The 20538-nt window shown below is 62.5% G+C and carries 20 protein-coding genes; 1 reads left to right on the top strand and 19 read right to left on the bottom strand.

The features are described from left to right. Positions 1-87: 87 nt before the first annotated feature. Positions 88-1668, bottom strand: a complete 1581-nt coding sequence (locus EDF70_RS08685; RefSeq protein ID WP_132272955.1) for a Do family serine endopeptidase — start codon at positions 1666-1668, stop codon at positions 88-90. Positions 1669-1874: 206 nt separating this feature from the next. Then, the gene (locus tag EDF70_RS08680; RefSeq protein WP_112731693.1) at positions 1875-2075 is read right to left on the bottom strand and encodes a hypothetical protein; all 201 of its coding nucleotides are present in this window, start codon (positions 2073-2075) and stop codon (positions 1875-1877) included. A gap of 389 nt (positions 2076-2464) precedes the next feature. On the opposite strand from EDF70_RS08680, the gene EDF70_RS08675 reads away from it, so the two are divergent. Further along, complete coding sequence (locus EDF70_RS08675; protein WP_165931969.1) at positions 2465-4246, top strand: PAS domain-containing methyl-accepting chemotaxis protein; 1782 nt, start codon at positions 2465-2467, stop codon at positions 4244-4246. 91 nt (positions 4247-4337) lie between these two features. Here EDF70_RS08675 and EDF70_RS08670 read toward each other — a convergent pair whose 3' ends face one another. The 17 genes from EDF70_RS08670 to EDF70_RS08585 form a co-directional block, all read right to left on the bottom strand. After that, a complete protein-coding gene (locus EDF70_RS08670) occupies positions 4338-4778 on the bottom strand; it encodes a cytochrome c-type biogenesis protein (RefSeq protein WP_245519141.1) in 441 nt (146 codons plus the stop codon). Positions 4779-5062: 284 nt separating this feature from the next. Further along, positions 5063-7060: a heme lyase CcmF/NrfE family subunit gene (locus EDF70_RS08660; protein ID WP_132272951.1), complete on the bottom strand. Its 1998-nt coding sequence runs from the start codon at positions 7058-7060 to the stop codon at positions 5063-5065. Continuing rightward, a complete protein-coding gene (gene ccmE, locus EDF70_RS08655) occupies positions 7057-7548 on the bottom strand; it encodes a cytochrome c maturation protein CcmE (RefSeq protein ID WP_132272950.1) in 492 nt (163 codons plus the stop codon). The genes EDF70_RS08660 and ccmE overlap by 4 nt, the downstream gene beginning before the upstream one ends. Then, positions 7545-8717 carry a c-type cytochrome biogenesis protein CcmI gene (gene ccmI, locus EDF70_RS08650; RefSeq protein ID WP_132272949.1) on the bottom strand — a complete coding sequence of 391 codons (1173 nt, stop codon included), beginning with the start codon at positions 8715-8717 and terminating at the stop codon, positions 7545-7547. Before ccmI ends, ccmE begins: the two co-directional genes overlap by 4 nt. Positions 8718-8941: 224 nt before the next feature. Then, positions 8942-9346 (bottom strand): hypothetical protein, encoded by a 405-nt coding sequence (locus EDF70_RS08645; protein WP_132272948.1) that lies wholly within the window; start codon positions 9344-9346, stop codon positions 8942-8944. 213 nt (positions 9347-9559) lie between these two features. Beyond that, on the bottom strand, positions 9560-10957 hold the full coding sequence (locus EDF70_RS08640) for a HAMP domain-containing sensor histidine kinase (RefSeq protein ID WP_132272947.1): 1398 nt from the start codon (positions 10955-10957) through the stop codon (positions 9560-9562). Beyond that, complete coding sequence (locus tag EDF70_RS08635; protein ID WP_132272946.1) at positions 10947-11618, bottom strand: response regulator transcription factor; 672 nt, start codon at positions 11616-11618, stop codon at positions 10947-10949. The genes EDF70_RS08640 and EDF70_RS08635 overlap by 11 nt, the downstream gene beginning before the upstream one ends. 63 nt (positions 11619-11681) lie before the next feature. Then, positions 11682-11879 carry a hypothetical protein gene (locus tag EDF70_RS08630; RefSeq protein WP_245519140.1) on the bottom strand — a complete coding sequence of 66 codons (198 nt, stop codon included), beginning with the start codon at positions 11877-11879 and terminating at the stop codon, positions 11682-11684. A 422-nt stretch (positions 11880-12301) separates the two neighbouring features. Continuing rightward, a complete protein-coding gene (locus EDF70_RS08625) occupies positions 12302-12511 on the bottom strand; it encodes a hypothetical protein (protein WP_132272944.1) in 210 nt (69 codons plus the stop codon). A gap of 15 nt (positions 12512-12526) precedes the next feature. After that, entirely contained in the window at positions 12527-16333 is a 3807-nt protein-coding gene (locus EDF70_RS08620) for a glycoside hydrolase/phage tail family protein (RefSeq protein WP_132272943.1), read from the bottom strand. A 449-nt stretch (positions 16334-16782) separates the two neighbouring features. Then, positions 16783-17226 (bottom strand): NlpC/P60 family protein, encoded by a 444-nt coding sequence (locus EDF70_RS08615; RefSeq protein ID WP_132272942.1) that lies wholly within the window; start codon positions 17224-17226, stop codon positions 16783-16785. Beyond that, positions 17223-18098: a DUF2163 domain-containing protein gene (locus EDF70_RS08610; RefSeq protein WP_132272941.1), complete on the bottom strand. Its 876-nt coding sequence runs from the start codon at positions 18096-18098 to the stop codon at positions 17223-17225. The genes EDF70_RS08615 and EDF70_RS08610 overlap by 4 nt, the downstream gene beginning before the upstream one ends. Next, positions 18095-18724, bottom strand: a complete 630-nt coding sequence (locus EDF70_RS08605; RefSeq protein ID WP_132272940.1) for a DUF2460 domain-containing protein — start codon at positions 18722-18724, stop codon at positions 18095-18097. The genes EDF70_RS08610 and EDF70_RS08605 overlap by 4 nt, the downstream gene beginning before the upstream one ends. A 30-nt stretch (positions 18725-18754) precedes the next feature. After that, positions 18755-19291 (bottom strand): phage tail tape measure protein, encoded by a 537-nt coding sequence (locus tag EDF70_RS08600; RefSeq protein ID WP_132272939.1) that lies wholly within the window; start codon positions 19289-19291, stop codon positions 18755-18757. Positions 19292-19512: 221 nt separating this feature from the next. Then, positions 19513-19698: a rcc01693 family protein gene (locus tag EDF70_RS08595; RefSeq protein WP_281033558.1), complete on the bottom strand. Its 186-nt coding sequence runs from the start codon at positions 19696-19698 to the stop codon at positions 19513-19515. 26 nt (positions 19699-19724) lie between these two features. Continuing rightward, positions 19725-20090 (bottom strand): gene transfer agent family protein, encoded by a 366-nt coding sequence (locus EDF70_RS08590; protein WP_132272937.1) that lies wholly within the window; start codon positions 20088-20090, stop codon positions 19725-19727. Then, positions 20090-20497: a phage major tail protein, TP901-1 family gene (locus EDF70_RS08585; protein WP_132273689.1), complete on the bottom strand. Its 408-nt coding sequence runs from the start codon at positions 20495-20497 to the stop codon at positions 20090-20092. The genes EDF70_RS08590 and EDF70_RS08585 overlap by 1 nt, the downstream gene beginning before the upstream one ends. Positions 20498-20538: the final 41 nt, after the last annotated feature.

Below are 20538 nucleotides of genomic sequence, written 5' to 3'. Positions count from 1 at the left end.
GTCCATCGGCACGGCTCCCTTGAACATGAAAGGCGCCCGAACCACTCCGTTCGGACGCCTCCGTTTCACTTAAGGTCTGACGAGAGATCAGCCTTCGTTGATCGGCAGCGCCACGAAACGGCTCGATCCGTTGGCCTCGACCTGGAACAGCGCGCGGGTGCGGCCGTCCTTCTTGGCCTGGGCGATCACCTTGTTGAGCGCCGCGGCGGTCGAAACTTCCTGGTTGTTCACCGAGGTAATCGTCTCGCCTTCCTTGATGCCGCGCGAGGCAGCCTCGGAGTCCGGATCAACGTCGGTAATCGTCAGGCCAGTCCCCTCTACCGAAGGCTGCACGCTGATGCCGAGGCTTGCCAGCGCCTGTTCGGTCGAAGGCTTGGTGTCTTCCTCGGTGGAGTTGTCGGCCTTGACTGCTTCGTCAGCCGCCATGTTACCCAGCGTCACCGGAACGGACTGCGCCTTGCCGTCACGCCAGATCGAAACATCAATCTTGGTGTTCGGCGCAAAGGCGGCAACCTTCTTGGCCAGATCGCGGGCGTCGTTGATCGGGTCGCCATTGACGGCGGTGATCACGTCACCCTGCTTGATGCCGGCCTTCAGGCCCGGAGAGCCTTCCTGCGGGGCAACAACCAGCGCGCCCTTGGGCTCGGACAGGCCGAGGCTTTCAGCGATATCCTTGTTGACCGGCTGGATCTGCACACCGAGCCAGCCGCGCTCTACCTTGCCGTCCTTCATCAGGTCGGCGACCACATCCTTGGCGGTCGAGGCAGGGATCGCGAAGGCAATGCCGACATTGCCACCGGACGGCGAGAAGATCGCGGTGTTGATGCCGACCACTTCGCCATTGAGGTTGAAGGTCGGGCCACCCGAATTGCCGCGGTTGACGGCGGCATCCACCTGAATGAAATCGTCATAAGGACCGGAGCCGATGTCGCGGCCACGGGCAGACACGATACCGGCGGTAACAGTGCCACCGAGGCCGAACGGGTTGCCGACGGCCACCACCCAGTCACCGACGCGCGTCTTGTTGTCGTCGGCGAAGTTGACATAGGTGAACTTGCGGCTGGAAGCGTCGACCTTCAGCACGGCGAGATCGGTGCGGCTGTCCTTGCCGATCAGCTTGGCATCCAGCTCGGTGCCGTCATTCAGCACGACCGTATAGGCCGAACCGTCGGACACGACGTGGTTGTTGGTGACGACATAACCGTCTTCGGAGATGAAGAAGCCGGAGCCCTGTGCGGTCGGACGCAGGTGATGCGGACGCTGCGGGCCACCACGCTCGGCGCGATCACGGCCACGCGGGCCAGCCTGCGGACCACCAGGTCCCTGCTCGCCACCGAATTCGCGGAAGAAGCGCTTCAGCGGATGGTCTTCCGGGAGATTTTCAAAACCGCGGCCGCCAAAGGAAAAACCGTTGCCACCGCCACGCTCATCGTTGGATGCGGTTTCCGTGTCGGACTGGACACGAACGGAAACGACGGCGGGAGAAACTGCCGATACGACATCAGCGAAGCTTGGAACCTGCGGCGCGGTGACGGAAACCGGGGCTGCGAAGGACTGGACGACCTGGGCAGGGATACCGGTCGAAAGCATGACCGCGGCAAGGCCTGCGACGGTCGTGGTCTGGAGGACAGTCTTCAGCGAGGGGCGGCCGATTTTGCTCTTGAGCATGTTGGTACCTTCTTCTCTTCAAATGGTGCGCCGGAGGGGACGGCTGCGGTGGATGAGAAGAGATATAGGAAGGCGCAACTTAACTGCACGTGTCCGCGACATGAATTGTTGGTAATGTTTGGAAACCGGACATTCCCCGTCCGTTGCCAGAATCAAAAAGAGCGAGCCAATGGCCCGCCCTTTCGAAATTCATCGGCGGCGCCTGATCAGGCAGCAGCACCTTCTTCGTCGAACTGGCCGCACCAGTCATTGGCGGCAACGACCGGCCACAGGCCACGGGCGTTGGCATCCGGCTGCGAAACCGGCGGGTTGAAACGACAGAGACCAGCGTCCTCGGCAGCAGCGCCAGCGTTTACGATGTGATCTTCATAAAAAGAGCAGGCCTTGCAAGCAGCAGTGTTCGACATAATGCTTTTCCTCTTTGTTATCGGGCTCAAAACCTGACACCCGCATTCATGATATTAGAATTATTCTAAACTTCTATGCCGTTGTTTGGCAAGGGGGATTCAGGATAATTTTTCGAGAAGGCATTTTTTGCGGCGGTTTCTTGCCAGAGGCCAGGCAGCACGCGGAAGGCGATATTCAAGGCCGCGGCAAAGCGAATGAAGACAGGCGGCCGCAGGCGATCTCACCCGTCATCGTGATAAACGCCACCATACCTGACAGACACACACATTTTTCTGACGTAAGTAGCCGAAATATAACGATAAATTACCTGATCAAAGGCACTATTCGTAACTTCGAATTAATGACTTTTATCAATATTCTCAGAAAATTTTATTTGTCGGAGATTTTCGTGAGCCTCAGGTCTTTTATTGGCGGTGATGCGTCGGATGTTCTGGACGCATTCAATCGTTCGCAAGCTATTATTTCATTCAAGCCGGATGGCACAATCCTTGATGCCAACGACAATTTCTGTGCCGCCGTCGGTTACGCCCGCGAGGAAATCGTCGGCAAGCACCACCGCATTTTCGTAGATCCGCGCGAAGCACAATCCTCGGATTACACTGAGTTCTGGAAAAAGCTCGCCTCCGGCAGGTTTGATCGCGGCCAGTACAAGCGCTTCTCCAAAACCGGCCAGGAAATCTGGATCGAAGCCTCTTACAATCCGGTCATGCGCGGCAGCAAAGTCGTCAAGATCGTCAAGATCGCCAGCGACATTACCGCCTCGAAGGTTCATAGCCTTGAAAGCGACGGCAAGCTCGTTGCACTCGAACGCGCGCAGGCGATGATCGAGTTCACACCCGACGGCAAGATCCTCAATGCCAACGAAAATTTCCTCGGCGCACTCGGCTACACGCTGGAAGAGATCGTTGGCAAGCATCACAGCATGTTCTGTGAGCCGGCCTATGTCGCCACGCAGCAATATGCGGAATTCTGGCCGCGACTGGCCGCCGGCGAGTTTTTCAACGATGAGTTCAAGCGCTTCGACAAGTCGGGCAACGCCATCTTCATCCAGGCGACCTACAACCCCATTCTCGATGATGACGGCAAGGTCTTCAAGGTCGTGAAATTCGCGACCGACGTGACCGGCCGCGTGCGCGCCCTTCAGGAAATCGGCGCCGGCCTGCAGCGTCTGGCCGAATGCAATATCCGCTTCACCATCGATGACCCGTTCGTGCCGGAATTCGATCACCTGCGTCACGATTTCAACGAATCGCTGGCAAAATTCCAGCAGACGCTGGAGCAGGTTCTCGGTCAGACGACGATGCTGTCGGCCAAGAGCGGCGAAATGAGCGAAAGCGCCAATGGCATTGCCCATCGTTCCGAACAGCAGGCAGCGGCGCTGGAACAGACATCGGCAGCGCTGGAACAGATCACCGTCACGGTCGGCCAATCGTCGGAACGCACGGCCGAAGCCCGCAAACTGGTCGTCGAAGCCCGCTCCGCTGCCACGAAATCCGTGCAGGTCGTCACATCCACCGTCAACGCCATGGACCGCATCGAAGCGGCATCCAAGGAAATCTCCAACATCATCGGCGTGATCGACGAGATCGCCTTCCAGACCAACCTGCTGGCGCTGAATGCCGGCGTCGAGGCCGCGCGTGCCGGTGAAGCCGGCAAGGGTTTTGCCGTCGTGGCCCAGGAAGTGCGCGAACTCGCCCAGCGTTCGGCATCAGCCGCCAAGGAAATTTCCGGCCTGATCCTCAATTCCTCCCGCGAGGTGCAGGAGGGCGTGCGCCTCGTCGGCGCCACCGGCGAATCGCTTAAGGATATCGAGCGTTACGTCCAGTCGATCGACACCAATATCGAAGCGATCGCGGTTGCCGCCTCGGAACAGTCGACAAGCCTCGGCGAGATCAACTCCGCCGTCTCCTCGCTCGACAAGATGACGCAGGAAAACGCCGCCATGGTCAGCAACATGAGCGCCATTGCCGGTGCGCTTGCCAATGGCGCCAGCGAACTGGAACAGCTCGTCAAGCGCTTCAAGCTCAACCGTCGCAAATGGGTGCGCGAACCCGGCTCGGATGCCGCCACCCGCGGCACGGATGCGCGCGGTTACGGCCGGCAGTCGCTCTATCTGCCCGCCACCCAGGTTCCGGGCGCCGCCGCCTCGATGCTGAAAGCGGTTGCCTGATCAGTCCCTGAAACGATCACAAACGAAAACAACGCCGCGAGCCTGAAGCTCGCGGCGTTGTTGTTTCGAACCTCGTGTTGATGGGGCTTTGTTACCCCTTCGACAATTCGTCGATCCGCGCCTTCTCTTCATCCGAGAGCGGCGTCACCGTCTTCAACGGCGGACGGCTGCGCACGAACAGGATCATCGTCAGCGCACCGATCAGCAGGAGCGCGATCGGCGCTGACCACAAGGCGATCGTCTTGGCGCTGAGGCGCGGTTTCAGCAGCACGAACTCGCCATAGCGCGACACGACATAATCCAGCACCTGCTCGTCCGTATCGCCATCGGTCAGGCGTTCGCGCACCAGCACGCGCAGGTCCTTGGCAAGCTCGGCATTACTGTCGTCGATCGACTGGTTCTGGCAGACCATGCAGCGCAGATGCGCCGAAAGATTTCTGGCACGCTGTTCCAGCACCGGGTTTTTCAACACCTCGTCCGGGTTGACCGCCAAGGCGGGAAGCGGCGCGAGGAAGGCGAAAGCGAGAAGGATGAGGGCGAGAACACCCCCTCTGGCCTGCCGGCCATTTCTTATGGCAGGAACGGAGCCGCGCGCTCCCAACGATCTCCCCCCTTGAGGGGGAGATGTCACGATAGTGACAGAGGGGGGTAGCGAGGGTGCGGCACATGCATTGGAATCGGCAAAATCGCCGGGACTACCCCCCTCTGCCCTGCCGGGCATCTCCCCCTCAAGGGGGGAGATCGGCTGGACGCAAGCTCCCGGTGCAAACACAATCCAATTGCCCTCATGGGAGGTCGAAGGGTATTGTCCGCCCATCATTCCGCAGGCTCCATCACAGGCTTCACCGGCTTGGCCACCTTGACCTTGCGGCTCGGTGCGCCAACCCGCAAGCGGCGATCGGAGAGCGACACGAAGCCGCCCAGCATCATGATCAGGCAACCACCCCAGATGCACAGGATGAACGGCTTCCACCAGATGCGCACGACGATGCCGCCATCGGCCATCGGATCACCCAGCGACACATACAGCTGGCTCAGCCAGAAGGTGACGATGCCCGCTTCCGTGGTCGGCATACGGCGCGCCGTATAAAGCCGTTTTGACGACCACGTATCGGCAACCACGACGCCAGCCTTGCTGATCGAGAAATGGCCCTGATCGTCGGTATAGTTCGGCCCCACCGCATGGCGCATGCCGTCGAACACGAGGCTGTAACCGCCGGCTTCCGCCGTGGAACCCTGCTTCATCTCAACCACCGTTTCGGTCTGGTAGGTGGAAACGATGATGATGCCGAGCACCGTCACGCCAAGCCCGAAATGCGCCAGCGCCGTGCCGAAGGCCGAACGCGGCAGGCCGATGAGACGCCGCCATGCCACGTTGAAGGCAAGTTTGCCGAAATTGGCGCGGTACCAGAGATCGGCCAGCGCGCCGAGCATCAGATAACAGGCAAGCGCCAGCCCCAGAGCGGCCATCACCGGCCCGCCATTCTCGATGTAATAGAGAACCAGTCCGGCCACGAATGCCGCGCCGATCACCAGATAAAGCCGCTGCATGGCGCCGAGCAGATCACCGCGCTTCCAGGCCAAAAGCGGCCCGAACGGCACGGCCAGCAGAAGCGGGATCATCAGCAGGCCAAAGCTCAGGTTGAAGAACGGCGCACCGACGGAAATCTTTTCACCGGTGATCGTCTCCAGCACCAGCGGATAAAGCGTCCCGGTCAGAACGGTAGCACAGCACACCGTCAGGATCAGGTTGTTGAGAACCAGCGCGCCCTCGCGCGAGATCGGCTGGAACAGGCCACCGCTTTTCAGCCGTGGTGCTCGCCATGCAAACAGCACGAAGGCACCGCCGATGAACAACGTCAGAATGCCGAGAATGAAGATGCCGCGTGTCGGATCGGTGGCGAACGCATGCACCGATGTGAGAACGCCCGAGCGCACCAGAAACGTGCCGAGCAGCGACAGCGAAAAGGTCATGATCGCCAGAAGCACGGTCCAGATCTTCAGCGCCTCGCGCTTTTCCATGACCAGTGCCGAATGCAGCAGCGCCGTCCCCGCAAGCCACGGCATGAAGGAGGCGTTTTCGACCGGATCCCAGAACCACCAGCCGCCCCAGCCTAGTTCGTAATAGGCCCAGTAGGAACCCATGGCGATGCCGGCGGTGAGAAACGTCCAGGCCGCCAGCGTCCACGGACGCACCCAGCGCGCCCAGGCGGCGTCGATACGCCCTTCGATCAGCGCCGCGACGGCAAAGGAGAAACAGACGGAGAAGCCGACATAACCGAGATAGAGAAGCGGCGGATGGATGGCGAGACCAAAGTCCTGCAGGATCGGGTTCAAGTCCTGCCCTTCCGCCGGGGCCGGATCGAGCCGGATGAACGGATTGGATGTCAGCAGGATAAAAAACAGGAAAGCCGAGGCGATCCATGACTGCACGGCCAGAACATTGGCTTTCAACGTCTCCGGCAGGTTCTTGCCGAACACCACGACCAGTGCGCTGAACAGGACCACGATCAGCAGCCACAGCATCATCGAGCCTTCGTGATTGCCCCAGACACCGGTGTATTTGTAGAGGAGCGGCATCAGCGAATGCGAGTTTTCCCAGACGTTCTTCACCGAGAAGTCGGAAACCACATAGGCCCAGGTCAAAACGCCGAACGAAAACGCCACCAGCGCAAACAGGACAAGCGAGCCGACCGGCGCCAGCGCCATCATCGCCGCATCCCGTCGGGCAGCACCGATGACCGGCACGACCGACACGATCAGCGCCACGGCAAGCGCCAGCACAAGAGCAAAATGACCGATCTCGATGATCATGGTTTGATCGCTCCCGCTGCTTCACCCTTGGGCTGCGCCATACCCTTGCCGCTGCCATCTTCCCAGACACCGTCCTTCTTCAGACGGTCGGCAACTTCCTTGGGCATATAGTTCTCGTCATGTTTGGCCAGAACCGAGTCGGCCACAAAGGCATGGCTGGCGGCATCGAAGGACCCTTCGGTCACCACGCCCTGCCCCTCGCGAAAAAGATCGGGCAGAATGCCGGTATAACTCACCGGCACGGTGTTCGTCCCATCCGTCACCACAAAGGTCACGGTCGATCCGGCATCGCGTTTCACCGATCCGGCCTCGACAAGCCCGCCGAGACGGATGCGTGTGCCCGGAGAAATCTGCGCCGTCTTCAGATCACCCGGCATGAAGAAATAGGCAACCGACTGGCTGAAGGCGAACATCACCAGAAGCACCGCCACCATGATGAAGGAGACACCGCCGGCAATCACCGCCATACGTTTCTGTTTGCGGGTCATGGTTTTGCTCCTTCGCCGACCGGCGCCTGCGGCTCGATGCCCATTTCGGCAGCCAATGCCACCAATTGCCGCCCCTCGCCTGTCGTCGGCGCAAAAGTCTTCAGGCCCTTGTCGAGCGCCTGTTGCGCCCTCAGCCGATCGCCGAGCACGCCGTAAGAGCGCACCAGCCGCAGCCAGCCCTCGATATTGTTCGGTTCTTCCTCCAGCCGCGCCGCCAGCGTATCGACCATGCCGCGGATCGCTGCCTGCCGGTCGGGTGCCGCCATGCCGCCGATCGCCGCCACGTCCGCGTCGGTCGGGTTGCCCGGCGGACGGCCCGCACCCGAAACAACACCCTGATTGGATTGCATCTGCCCGCCGGTCTTGACGATATGCTCGTTGACCAGCGCCAGCCACGGCGCACCGGGCGGCGTGTCATTGGCAAGCTGCTCGAAGGCTACGCGTGCCTCGTCGTTGCGGCCGGCCTGTTCCAGCGCCAGCGCCAGATAGAAACGCACACGCGCATCGCCCGGCCGCAGCTTGATCGCCGCCTCGAAGGCGGTACGGGCATCCTCGATGACGATACCGTCATTGGCCGCCACCAGCGTTTCGCCCAGCCCCGCCAGCCGCTCCGGGCTTTCGCCGAGAAAACGGATGGCATTGCGATAGGCCATCTCGGCATCACCGAGACGCTGGGTGCGAAAATAGATCGGTGCAAGCAAGTCCCAGCCGGCCCCGTCCTGCGGGTTCTGCGCCAGATGCCGCTCGGCCTTGGCCACCAGCAGTTCGAGATTGTTGCCGGGATTTTCCAGCCTTGCCGCCAAAGGCTGCGCCGGCAGCCACGGGCTGCCCAGCGCCACGTAAAGACAGAGCCCGATGGCAGGAATGAATAAGGTCACACCCATGACGGCCAGCGAAACGCGGCGTTTTGCCGGCGAAACCGCGGCCTTGGCGCCCTTGTCGGCCGTGGCGATCAGCCGTCGACCGATTTCGGCGCGGGCATATTCGGCTTCCTCGTCACCGATCAGCCCCAGCCCCTTGTCGCGCTCGAGTTCGCGCAACTGGTCACGATAGACCGCCGCTTCCCCTTGCGTGGAATCGTCAGCCGCCTCGGCGGGACGCGCTAAGGGCAGAATAAGAAGGGCGGCAACAGCCGCCGTCAGACAGGCAAAAATAATCCAAAGCAACATATGCGCCCATTACCGCAAGCGGCCAGGCAATAAAACAGCATGGCACGCAGTGACGGGAATTTGAGACCTCGTGCCCCAGCTTCCACGCCCTTTATAGAATGGTTCGAATATACCCGCCTTTGACCTGGGACAAACGAAATTGACAGCCGACAATCGCGATTGCCGCCATTATCGGGTTTTGCACGAGAATTTGAATGGATGGGACCGCTAAGCCGCCAAAGCGATCAGAGCAACGGCGTCCACGTGCCATCGGCATTGCGGCAGGCGGTTCCGCGCGCCTTCACCTCGGCGCGACCCTCGGGCGTGATCGTGTGGGTATATTGGCGGCAATTCTGCGCACCCACCTGGAAGGGTGCATTGGCAACGACCTGCCCCTTGATGCCGCTGCCGGCCCAGGCCACCGGCTGGCCGCCCGGCGAACCTTCAAGCGCGCGATATTCGGCTTCCAGCCCGCGCTGCTTGTCGCTGTTATCGACCTCGACGCCGCTGCGGGAAATCACACCGCCCTGCAATGCCGCGATATAGGATGCCGAAGACACCTTTGCGCCGCCGCCCGTCGTCGTGCAGCCTGCCAGCATACCAGCCGAAAAAAGCGATGAAACGGCAATTCGGGCAAAATGAAAGCGCATGCGTCTCCAACCGGTTAGGCAATCGTCAAATGGCCTGCCGCATCTCACCGGGATTTTTCCCGATGTCAGAATGGGACAGCTGTAACCTTCCCATCATTTAGCGCTTTATCCTCGCCGGTCGAGGTGGAAAATCAGAAGATTTACCCTTTTCCATCTCACTTTCACGACAGGCGCGGGGATCGCGCAACACATGCTGATAAGACCTGCGTTTTATCAGACGGCATCCTTGACCACGGACGGCAACACCAGCCGCGCCCGCAACCCGCCGCGCGCGCCACGCGTCAGCTCGATCTGCCCCTGATATTCCGAGGTGATCTCACGCACGATCGAAAGGCCCAGCCCGGTGCCGGGCTTGCTTTCGTCCAGCCGGCGGCCGCGCTTCATCGCTTCCTTGATCTCGTCCGGTTCCAGCCCCGGCCCGTCATCCTCGACGATGATCTCGATCCAGGTCTTCTTGGCAGCTTCCGCCCCCTCCGGCGCCTCGCCCACCGCCGCCGTCAGCGTCACCGCCAGTTGCGAATGGCGTGCGGCATTTTCCAGAAGATTGCCGATCGTCTCCTCAACATCCTGCTGTTCCATCGCAAGCGCCAGCCCGCCCGGCGCCACCGTCAGCGCAAAACTCTTTTCCGGGTTGAGGCGGCGCATCACCCGCACCAGACGTTCCAGCACAGGTTCCACCTCGGTGCGCGCCAAAAGCGATTCCCGCTGCGCGGCAATGCGGGCGCGGTTGAGATAGGATTGCACCTGTCCCTGCATGGCTTCCGCCTGCCCGCGCACCAGTTCCGAATGGCCCTTGTCCAGCAGCCGCGATTCGTTCAGCAGCACGGCGATCGGCGTTTTCAGCGAATGCGCGAGATTGCCCACCTGCATGCGCGCCCGCTCGACGATACGGCGGTTGCTTTCGATCAGCGCATTGGTCTCGACCGCCAGCGGCCGGATCTCGCGCGGAAACTCGCCTTCCAGCCGCTCCGCCTGTCCGCGCCGTACTTTTTCCAGCGCGCGCCGCGCCTCATCGAGCGGTCGCAGACCGAACAGAATGGCGGCACCGTTGACGATCAGGCTGCAGACGCCAAAAATCACCAGCGCGATATAAAGGCTGCGGTTGAAGGCGGACGTGTCTTCCTCGACGACATTCAGATTGCCCGACACACGAAACCGCGCCGCCCTGCCCTCGCCATCAAGCACGACCTCGGTTTCCGCCACCAGAACATTGTTCCCATAGGCATCCGTGGTCGGATAAAAACGTTCATAACGGTTGTTGAACGGCACTTTCAGGATCGTCGGCACGGCGATGTTGGACGCACCGAGCGAGGAAGACGATAGCGGCTGCGAGGCAAATGTGCCGAGCGGCTCGATGATCCAGTACCAGCCGGTCTCCGGTTGCGAGAAGCGCAGGTCACCCAGTTGCGGGCTGCCGGTGATGTTGTTGTCGTCGCCGATCGCGACCGAATTGATGACGTTGTAAAGCTGCGCGCGCAACAGATCGGTAAAGGCGCGCTCTGCCGATTGCCGGTAAAGCGCGGTGATAACGATCGAGATCACCACAAGCGCAACGGCCGACCACAATGTGGCGAGCAGCAGAACGCGGGCGGTGACAGATCTAATGAGCATCGGTTGGCGCTTGCATCCGGTAGCCGAGGCCACGCACGGTTTCGATCAGGTCGACGCCGATCTTCTTGCGAAGACGGCCGACGAAAACCTCGATCGTATTTGAGTCGCGGTCAAAATCCTGGTCGTACATGTGCTCGATCAGCTCGGTGCGCGACACGACCTCACCCATGTGATGCATGAGATAGGAGAGAAGACGGAATTCGTGCGAGGTCAGCTTCATCGCCACGCCGTTGACGGTCGCCTTCGACGCCTTGGTATCGAGCCGCACCGGCCCGCAGGCGATTTCGGAGGACGCATGTCCCGCCGCGCGGCGTATCAGCGCGCGAACCCGCGCGAGCACTTCCTCGACGTGGAAGGGTTTTGCCACATAGTCGTCGGCACCAGCATCGATACCCGCCACCTTGTCGCTCCAGCGGTCACGCGCCGTCAGCATGATCACCGGCATGACCTTGCCGTTGCTGCGCCATTTTTCGACGACGCTGATACCATCCAGTTCCGGCAGGCCGATATCGAGGATCACGGCATCATAAGGCTCGGTATCACCAAGGAAGTGACCTTCCTCGCCGTCGAAGGCCTGATCGACGACATAGCCGACTTCCTTCAGCGCATCAGCAAGCTGCCGGTTGAGATTGACGTCGTCCTCGACCACGAGAATGCGCATGTCGGTCCTTTGAAAGCAATTTGGCCTGGAATATCCCGGCGCTGAAGAGCACCGGACAGAGAATTACATCGGTACCCTTACGGTAACCTTGCGCGGACGCTCGCCGCTGCCCTGAACCAGCACGGTGATGATGCAGGTCCGGCCATCATTGGAAGGCTGGGCCGACAAAAGCTGCCCGCCGGTATCGCGTACGACCTTGTTTGCGGCATCGCCACAGTCGCTCGCCACCAGCAGCAAATAATCGCGCGCGGTCGCCTGCATCGGCACCAGGCCGAACAGAAAGCAGGTCGCAATCGCACCGATCATCGATTTCTTCATAGCCACCATTTCCACCCGTAAGAGGGACAGAGTGAGTTCCAATCGTTGAGGAACTATGTATCGAACAGCGGCTGAATGGCAAATGAATGGGGAAGATGGCTTTCGTACAGTCCATGTTTTGCACGCTTTTGGTGCAACAAACGCTTCATGCGCGGCCGATGGGATTGCGACGGCACCGCTCGCTCCTTCGATCTCCCCCCTTGTGGGGGAGATGTCACCGAAAGGTGACAGAGGGGGGTGGACGACGGTGCGGCAAAGGAAACGAAATTGGCATTCGCGCCAGTCCTACCCCCCTCTGCCCTGCCGGGCATCTCCCCCACATGGGGGGAGATCGGCTGAACGGCTTGCTTGCCATTCCCGATGTTTCACCCGCCAATCTCGCTCTTCGCCGAAATCCGGCCATAGATGGCAATCAGCCCACCGACGGCCCCCACCGTCGTCACAGCAAGGTCGGCAAGCTCGACTTGCGTGCCCGCATCCACCTCCGCGCCCATGATCTGCAACAGCGACGCGCCGACTGCGATCAGCGCGCCCCATACCGTTTTCGACTGATACCACGCCTTCATGCCATCCATGACTTTTCTCCTTCGTCACGCTTCGAAATCAAGGTTGACAATGGCCGCGACACCCAGCGGCACCGCCCGCCCGATCTGGCGCAGGCGCAGCACAAAACCGCCCGGCAAACTCCCGAAATCGGCAATCTGCTCAGCCGCGCCATAACGATAAGCCGGCACCGCCACCTCGACGCTGCGCACCACCACCTCACCGCTCATAATTTCCAGAAAATACCGCTCATCCGGCTCGTCGAGCGGTATCTCCGCCGCCTCCCAGCTGTCGGCATCCACGCGTCCGCGCCGCACCCATGACATGGCGATCGCACCATCCGCCTGCCGCGCACCGACCACATGCACCGGCGCCAGCGGCATTTCCGACCGCAAACCGCCGGCAAACACAAACGGCCCGGCCCGGCCACCGGCGGAACCGCCCGCTTCCACCAGCCAGTTCATCTCGACACCACGCTCTTCCGACGCCAGACCCAGCGGCACCACCGCCGCATCCAGAACCACCACCGCCGCGCCCGTATCTGCCCCGGCCAGCATCGCATCCTCGCTGCCACCAAGACCGCGCAAAAGCTCCGTCAGCCGCCAGCGCCCCTCCGCGATCTCTTCCGCGCTGGCAAAACCGATCACCTCCCAGCCGCCCAGAACACTCTTCACCGCCAGCCGGTTGTCATCATTCAGCACCGACAACGTTTCCGCCGAGGACACGCCATCAAAAAACAGCGCGCATTCCAGCACGCCGGCGCGGTCGAACCGCCCGCTCACACCGGGCCCAAGCGCCGCCGTCAGCCGCCCCACCCGTGCCGGCCGCTCGATCGGCGCGCGCGCCCGAAAACCCTCGGCTGTTGCCGAAGACGACACCACTATGCGCCGCCACGGCCGGCAGAACGCCGCCACCCGCGCAAAATTCCGGGCTTCACCCGGCTCGAAACGCGGCAGGTCGAGGAAATGCACCACCGGCGCAAACGACGCCGACGGCTGTCCGGCAACGGCGCGCCCACCGCCCTCGTGCGGCAGAACGGCAACCGTTGCCGCCGGCATATGCCGCCGCGCCTCGATCCGCCGCACCGCCCCGTCTTCGATCCGCTCGATGAGAAAGACACCATCCGGCCCGCCAGCAATCCGCACGGCATCGCCGGTTTCCAGTGCCAGTTCGGCCGGCGACAGCGCGAACGAAACGCTGCGCCGCGCCAGCCGGTTGTCGCGCAAAAGATCTTCCGCCGCCGTCTGCGCCGTCTCTTCCGCCAGCACCGCCGGCAGGTCACAACGCAGGATCCGCTGGCTCTGCGCCTTCGCCCGGCGTGAGCGCGCGCTCGCCTGTTCATAATCCAGAACCGGATTGAACGAGGCCAGGATCGCTTCGGCGGCAAAATCGCTGTCATGCCCACGCGTCTCCGACCACAGTGGCTGATCGTCGAGGTCGGCCAGCACATCGATATCGGCGGGCACAAGGCTCACCCTGCCGCGCGAGCGAAATCGCAAACGCCCGCCATCCTCGGTCACATCGACGCGAAACGCCAGCAATAGCGGCTCGATCAGCGTTCGCGCCGAAGCCAGTTCCCCCTGCACATAGCCGGTCAGGTCGCCGCTCACCTCCGACACATCAAAATCATCGAAACCGTGATCGGTCAGAATGGCCGCGATCGCATCGGCCAGTGTCGTAGCCCCCAGCCGGCCATTCAGCCAATGCCCGCTGCGCCAGTTGCCGCCATCGCTCCACACGGAAAGATCGTTCGGAAAGGCCGGAAACGGCCGCGCATCCCAGCTCCACACAAACACATGGCCGGGATCGACCATGCCCGAACCCGCCCGCTCCGGCGCCTGCCACCAGCCATGATGCGCCTCGAGAAACCGCCGCTGCATGCTGTCGGAGCGCGCCCCGCTGGAAAAATGCGGCGCCCTGCTTTCGGACGATTTTGGGTCGAGAAACAGATTGGGCTGGTTCGCCCCCTTGTCGATCGCCGCGCAGCCAAGCTCGGTGAACCAGATCGGTTTCAGCCCCGGCCGCCACGCACTCGGCTGCACAAGCTCGCGTCCGCCCATCCGGTCGAAATGCAGATTGCTCCACCATCCGGAAAAATCCTTGGCTCGAAAGGTCCAGGGCTTGCCCGCCAGCCCATCGCTGATCGGCGACCTTTGTCGCGCAGCCCGGTCGGCATCACTGGCATAATACCAGTCAAACCCCTCACCGCCGTTTATCCCGGCCTGCAGGGCGGAAACGTCATCGGCCAGACGCGCACCATCCGGATTGGCCGCGCCAAGATCATCATCCCGCCAGTCCGACAGCGGCATGTAATTGTCGATGCCGACCGCATCGATGGCATCGGATGCCCACAACGGATCGAGATGAAAGAACACATCGCCCGAGCCATCCTGCGGGTGATAACCAAAATATTCGCTCCAATCGGCGCCATAGGTGAGTTTTGTTCCCGGCCCGACGATCGCCCGCACATCCCCAGCCAGCCGCACCAGTTCGCGCACGAAGGGAAAGCCACCTGCCTCGTCACGCACTTGCGTCAACCCGCGCAGTTCCGAGCCGATGATCAGCCCGTCGACACTGCCCGCATCGGCACACAGATGCGCATAATGCAGCAGCATCCGGCGATACCCATCGGCACGATTGGCAAACACCTCCAACTGAGCGTGCGCCACCACGCTGCCGTCCGGCGAGCCCGCCTGTCCCGGTGCCGGATGGCACGAAATCCGCCCCCGCCAAGGATAGGCCGCCTGCTCCGCGCCGCCATGCGGATCGGCCAAACCATTGCCGACAGGCACATCCATCATCACGAACGGATAAAGATAGACCTGCAGTCCACGCGCCTTGAGATCGGCAATCGCCTGCCGCACATCGTCATCCCCCGGCGTGCCGCCATAGGCCGGCCCACCGCCGTTCTCGCTGATCAGATGCGCATCACCACGCGAAAAATCGGCCACGCTCCACGGCAGGCTTTCATCCGCCCGCGCCCGCACCTCCACTCCCGGCAGGATACGGCACTCCCCGGCCCGCAGATCGCTCCCGAACCAGGACACGACCAGCGCCACGCGCTCGAGGTTCGGGCATAACGATACCAGTTCGTCGATCGAAGCCTGCCAGTCGGTCGCCGCCGTCAGCGTGTTGCGGTTGAGAATCCGCGCACTGCCGTCGCCGGTCACTTCCTTGACCTGCACGGTGGCATACCCATGCTCTGTCGCACCGGGAATGATCGTCACCGCGCGGATCTGACCCTCCAGCACACCCACCGGCCGCACCACTTCGAACTGGATCAGCGGCAAACGGTTGCCAAACGTGTCGAGCGGCAAATGGTCGAACACCGCATAGGCCAGCCCGCGATAGGCCGGCGCTCTGCTCTCACCCTGCTTGGCCTCGATCAACGGATCCGGCAACTGATCTTCCGACCCGAGATGCACCCGCATCTCGATGCCGGTCAGATCAAGCTCCTTGCCATCTGCCCAGACCCGCCGCACCCCGGCAATCGGCCCTTCACAAATCCCCACCGCCAGATTGCCGAAGTAAGAAAACGTCTCCACGGTCGGCCCGCGCGTCGCCTTGCCGCCGGTACGCTCGCGCGTCACATCCTCCTGAAACCGCGTCGCCCAGATCAGCGTGCCGCCCACCCGCACCGTGCCATAAACCCGGTTGACCGCCGTGCCCTCATCCGCCCCCGGAATGCGCGCCGTCGCCAGCCGCGCACCGGAAATTTTGCCGCTGCCATTGATCAGCGCCCGGTCGACCATGCTGCCGGCCAGAGCGCCCGCCGCCCGCCCGATGATCGCCCCGACGGGTCCAAAAACACCACCAAGCGCGGCCCCCGCCGCCTGAAACAGGATCGTGGCCAAAGGAAAACCTCAAGGTTTTTGGAGGTCGGAAATGAAAGGGCTGCCACGATCCCCGCAGCGGCCTTCCGGCAGCCAAGCGGCATCGCCAAGGCACGGCAAAAACGGCCCGCAAGGCACCACACGCCATCGTCGCGAACGTCGCGGCGAACTCAATTTACACGCGCAAAGGTTGTGATAACGTGCAGACGTTCAGGAGCTGAAGCAGCACGCGCCGCGCCAGCCGGCGCGCCGGTGAGGATAGGCCCCACCGGCCTCGGCAAGGGCCTTGCTCTCGAACATGGAGGTAGTGCTATGAAGCCTTGGCCGATTAGCGTTACGCTTACTCTGCGGATTACCCGGACGAGCTGGTCAATCACCGTCCGGGTCATAATCCAAAGATAAGTCCGTGGCAGGCGGTGATAGCACACCGCCTGCCACTCCATTTCGTATATACGAAATGCCCATCAAACTCAACCATGCCGCTCATCACGAAACCGGTGCACCGCTGCGATCCGCCGCCGCCAGGACGGTACTAGAACCGAGCGCGTCACCGCTGCCTGCTCATAGGCATGAATGAACCGATCCCCCCCGCAAAAAATGCCGGCATGTTTGGCCGCACAATCGGCCCGCCAGCGAAACAGCAGCACATCCCCCGGCACCATGTCGGCCAAGGCCAACGGCTCCCCGAACAGCCGCAACCCTGCCGCCAGCAGCCGGTCATCGCCACTGCGTTCGGCCCAGTCGGTCGCGTAGGGAGGCACCGGTTCCGCCTCACGGCCATAAAGCCCTCGCCACACGCCCCGGATCAGGCCGATGCAATCGCAACCGACACCCAGCGTCGCGCCCTGATGCCGATAGGGCGTGCCGATCCAGCTTTCCGCCAGCTGCACCACCCGGTCGCCAAGCGTCGTCATTCGAAGATCGGGCCGCCGTCATGCAGCCGCTCCCCGTCGGCGAAGGAATAGGCGAAGTCCGATCCCGGCACATGCGGAAAGCCGCGAAAGTTCAATTGATTGCCAAATTTCTGGCGGCAGGTCGCAAACGCCTTGTTGCATCCCGCCGTCACCCAAAACACCTCACCGGCAGCGATATCCCGCTCGACCGGTAGCCATAGCGTCAGTTCCGCCGTGCCATCGGCATTGCGCACATGGCCGTCGATCTCCAGCTCCTCACCACTCTCCATGGTCAGAACACCCTGCCCGAAAAAGCCGCCGGCAAACCCTTGCAACCCCGCCACCGTCAACCGCGTCCGGTCGCGCGCCAAAACCACCGTCCCGGCAGCACGATAGGCGGCCAGATCGACCCGGCAGCGCCCATCGCCGAGGCTCGCATCACAACGCCGCCCGTAAACCCGGCCCTGCGGCTGGTCGAGCCGATGCGCGAGGCTGCGCAGCTCGGCGGTAAACTGTTCGCCAGCCCGGCTCACCTCGCCGATCTCGCGCAAGGCAAGGCGCATCCTCTGATCCGGCGCCTGCCAGTTCACCACCAGCAATTCCACCCGCGCGCCGTCATAAAGCCCCGCCGCCAGATCAGCTTCAGAAATCACCTCGCTGGAAAACCCGCCAGCCACCGTGCCGGCACTCACAGAGAGCCCGCCCTGCGCCTCTTCCTCGCTTGCCGAAAACCCGCTCGAGGCCAGAAATGACGTGCCGTCCACCAGCAGATCGCCGTCATGATCGGTAAATCCCAGCACCACGCCGTCGCGTCGAAAAACCCGCCAGCAATGGCAGATCGTCGTCACATCGCCCTGCAGATGCGCGGCCAGTCCCGCCGGTATCGTTCTCATGCCAAAATCTCCGTCAGCGGAATGGTCGGAATGCGCCCGGCATCGAAACAGGAAAGATTGACGTCGATCCGGTCGATATCGAAACGCACGGCGACATCGAACTCATACCCCGCCGTCACCACGCGACCTGCCGCCGGCGCCACGGCAAAGGTCAAAACACCCGTCGCCACATCCACCGCCCAGCCATCGACCAACGCGACCCCATCCACGGCCACGACAACGGAACCGGCCACCGGCCTGGCGATCACCCGCTCAAAACCACCACCGGCATCCGCATAGGTTTTCACCAGCTGAAAGGTCGTCCGCACCCCGTCACCTGCCCCGATCACCTGGTCGGTCGCCGCCACGGCCTGCAACGGCCCGCAGGATTTCCAGTCCACCGGATCGCGAAACCGAAACCCGTAAAGCTGTCCGCCACGCGCCTCGAAAAATGCCAGAACCTCATAAAGATCGGCAACGGATTTGATGCCGGACCCGGCGTCGTAACTGCGCCGCGAATTGCGCCAGCGGCTGTTGCGTTGCTCGCGCCCATTGGAAAGATTGACGATTTCGGTGCGCCGCACCGGCCCGCCGCTCACCCCCAGCGCCAGCCGCAGCGGAAAGCGCACATCATGAAACCCGCTCATCGTCCGGCGCTCCTGATTTTATGTCCGGCCTCAAACACCACGCTGCCCGCGCGCGACACTGCGCGCCAGCATGGCCGAAATCTGCCCCTCGCTTTTGCGAAAGCTCGCGGCATCGGTTGCCGTCACGTTGAAGACGATCTGCGCCGCCTGCCCGCCACCACCTGTTGCCACGCCCAGCGCCCCATCCGGCCCGCGCCTCAGCGGCAAAATCGCCTCCGCCCCGGCCTCGCCCATCAGGCCGAGATCACCCCCACCCATCGGGAAAAAGCTCGGTGCGCGCACCACACCGCCATCGGCAAACGGCGTCACCGAGCCGACAAGATTGCCGATCATGCCGGACAACAGCCCCTCCAGCGGCTTCAACCCGGCGGAAAGTGCAATATCCGTCAGCCGGTTGCCGAGCCCCTTCAGCACATCGTCGAGCCCGCGCCCGCCAACGGTCGCTGATCGCAGCGCCGAGGTCAGCGCCGCGCCAAACCGCGTTGAGCGCCTCTCCAGATCGGCCATCACATCGGCCAGCGCCTCAGCGCCGGTCAGCGTTTCGGTCATGGTGTCGTGGTTTTCCATCCTGTTCCGCTCCGGAAAATGCCCCTCACTTGCGATCTCTAACACTTAGCTGAAGCTAAGATATTGAAATCGCTTTCTCTCCCGCAAGGGGAGAGATAAAGCCGCAGCGCCCTTCCTCTCCCCTTGCGGGAGAGGATAGCAAGCCCGCACGAAGCAAAGCTGAGGGCCTGGACGCGCTTGGTGAGGGGTAAACTCCAAGAAACAATCCTCTACGGCTCCCCTCACCCATCCGGAAACGCCGCCATCAACCCCTCAAACCGCGCCCGCGAAAACGCATCACCGCGCCCCGCAAACCCACCCGCCACACAAAAAAACTCCCGCGGCGTCAGCGCCCAGAAAACCGCCGGCACAAGCCGCAGCCGGCAGAGCCCGGCATGCATCACCGTCTCCCATGGAAACGGCTGCACGCCTGTCGCCTCGCCCGCTGCGGCCCTCAAGGGTTTGCGGCCACCACCTTCGTTTCCGTGTCGGCTCCACCAAACGTCGCCTCCAGCAGATCGCCGACGATGCGCGCATAACCGGCAATTCCGCCATCGATGCTCATCGCCGCCACCTCGGCATCGGACAGAAGATTGCCGCCACCACGAAGCCCCGCCCCGATGACGGTAATCATGTCGCCCGCCTTCAACCGCCCGGAGGAAAACCGCTCCGCCAACCCGGATAGATCACCGACGGCAAAGGCCGTTTCCAGTTCCGCCAGCGCCCCCAGCGTCAGGCACAGGATGCGCCGCTCGCCGTCCAGCACCGCCTCCACCTCGCCGCGCCGCCGGTTGGCACGCCCACCAACGCGCGCCTCCATCACAGCGCTCCGAACACAAGGCTGCCGGCGGATTCCAGCGCCAGTTCGAACCGGATCTCGCCATCATGCTCGCCGGCATATTCCAGCGCGGTGATCTGGAACGGCCCGCTGACCGTGCCGAAATCCGGGATCAGCACCTGCCAGGGGAGAATGGCGCCGGCAAACAACGTCGCCCGCACCAGCGCGTCCGAGGCCTGATCCTTGAAAATCCCGGCCCCCGTCAGCGAGGCCCGCTGCACGCCCGCCCCGCCCAAAAGTTCGCGCCAGCGCCCGGCGCTTTCCGCATCGGTCACATCAACCGTCTGGGTGTTGAAGGCCAGCCGTTTCGACCGCAGCCCCGCCACCGTCTGAAACCCGCTGCCGTCATCCAGCTTCAACAGCAGGTCCTTGCCCTTCTGCGCCACCATGCCGCGCTCCCTTGCCTTTGAGTTTGATTTTGCTGTCATCG

Source organism: Neorhizobium sp. JUb45, assembly GCF_004343585.1.
In the GTDB taxonomy this organism is placed as follows: Bacteria; Pseudomonadota; Alphaproteobacteria; order Rhizobiales; family Rhizobiaceae; genus Neorhizobium.
The sequence above is the reverse complement of the archived record's forward strand: the minus strand, read 5'-3'. Positions and strand labels throughout refer to the sequence as shown.

Bases quoted from the DNA above. Each gene is read 5' to 3' on its own strand.
- EDF70_RS08630 (WP_245519140.1), bottom strand. From the start codon at position 11,879: ATGCAGGCGACCGCGCGCGATTATTTGCTGCTGGTGGCGAGCGACTGT.
- ccmE (WP_132272950.1), bottom strand. From the start codon at position 7,548: ATGACCCGCAAACAGAAACGTATGGCGGTGATTGCCGGCGGTGTCTCC.
- EDF70_RS08600 (WP_132272939.1), bottom strand. From the start codon at position 19,291: ATGGAAAACCACGACACCATGACCGAAACGCTGACCGGCGCTGAGGCG.
- EDF70_RS08635 (WP_132272946.1), bottom strand. From the start codon at position 11,618: ATGCGCATTCTCGTGGTCGAGGACGACGTCAATCTCAACCGGCAGCTT.
- EDF70_RS08590 (WP_132272937.1), bottom strand. From the start codon at position 20,090: ATGGAGGCGCGCGTTGGTGGGCGTGCCAACCGGCGGCGCGGCGAGGTG.
- EDF70_RS08610 (WP_132272941.1), bottom strand. From the start codon at position 18,098: ATGAGAACGATACCGGCGGGACTGGCCGCGCATCTGCAGGGCGATGTG.
- EDF70_RS08625 (WP_132272944.1), bottom strand. From the start codon at position 12,511: ATGGATGGCATGAAGGCGTGGTATCAGTCGAAAACGGTATGGGGCGCG.
- EDF70_RS08585 (WP_132273689.1), bottom strand. From the start codon at position 20,497: ATGGTGGCGCAGAAGGGCAAGGACCTGCTGTTGAAGCTGGATGACGGC.
- EDF70_RS08605 (WP_132272940.1), bottom strand. From the start codon at position 18,724: ATGAGCGGGTTTCATGATGTGCGCTTTCCGCTGCGGCTGGCGCTGGGG.
- EDF70_RS08640 (WP_132272947.1), bottom strand. From the start codon at position 10,957: ATGCTCATTAGATCTGTCACCGCCCGCGTTCTGCTGCTCGCCACATTG.
- EDF70_RS08680 (WP_112731693.1), bottom strand. From the start codon at position 2,075: ATGTCGAACACTGCTGCTTGCAAGGCCTGCTCTTTTTATGAAGATCAC.
- EDF70_RS08615 (WP_132272942.1), bottom strand. From the start codon at position 17,226: ATGACGACGCTTGGCGACCGGGTGGTGCAGCTGGCGGAAAGCTGGATC.
- EDF70_RS08685 (WP_132272955.1), bottom strand. From the start codon at position 1,668: ATGCTCAAGAGCAAAATCGGCCGCCCCTCGCTGAAGACTGTCCTCCAG.
- EDF70_RS08645 (WP_132272948.1), bottom strand. From the start codon at position 9,346: ATGCGCTTTCATTTTGCCCGAATTGCCGTTTCATCGCTTTTTTCGGCT.
- EDF70_RS08660 (WP_132272951.1), bottom strand. From the start codon at position 7,060: ATGATCATCGAGATCGGTCATTTTGCTCTTGTGCTGGCGCTTGCCGTG.
- ccmI (WP_132272949.1), bottom strand. From the start codon at position 8,717: ATGTTGCTTTGGATTATTTTTGCCTGTCTGACGGCGGCTGTTGCCGCC.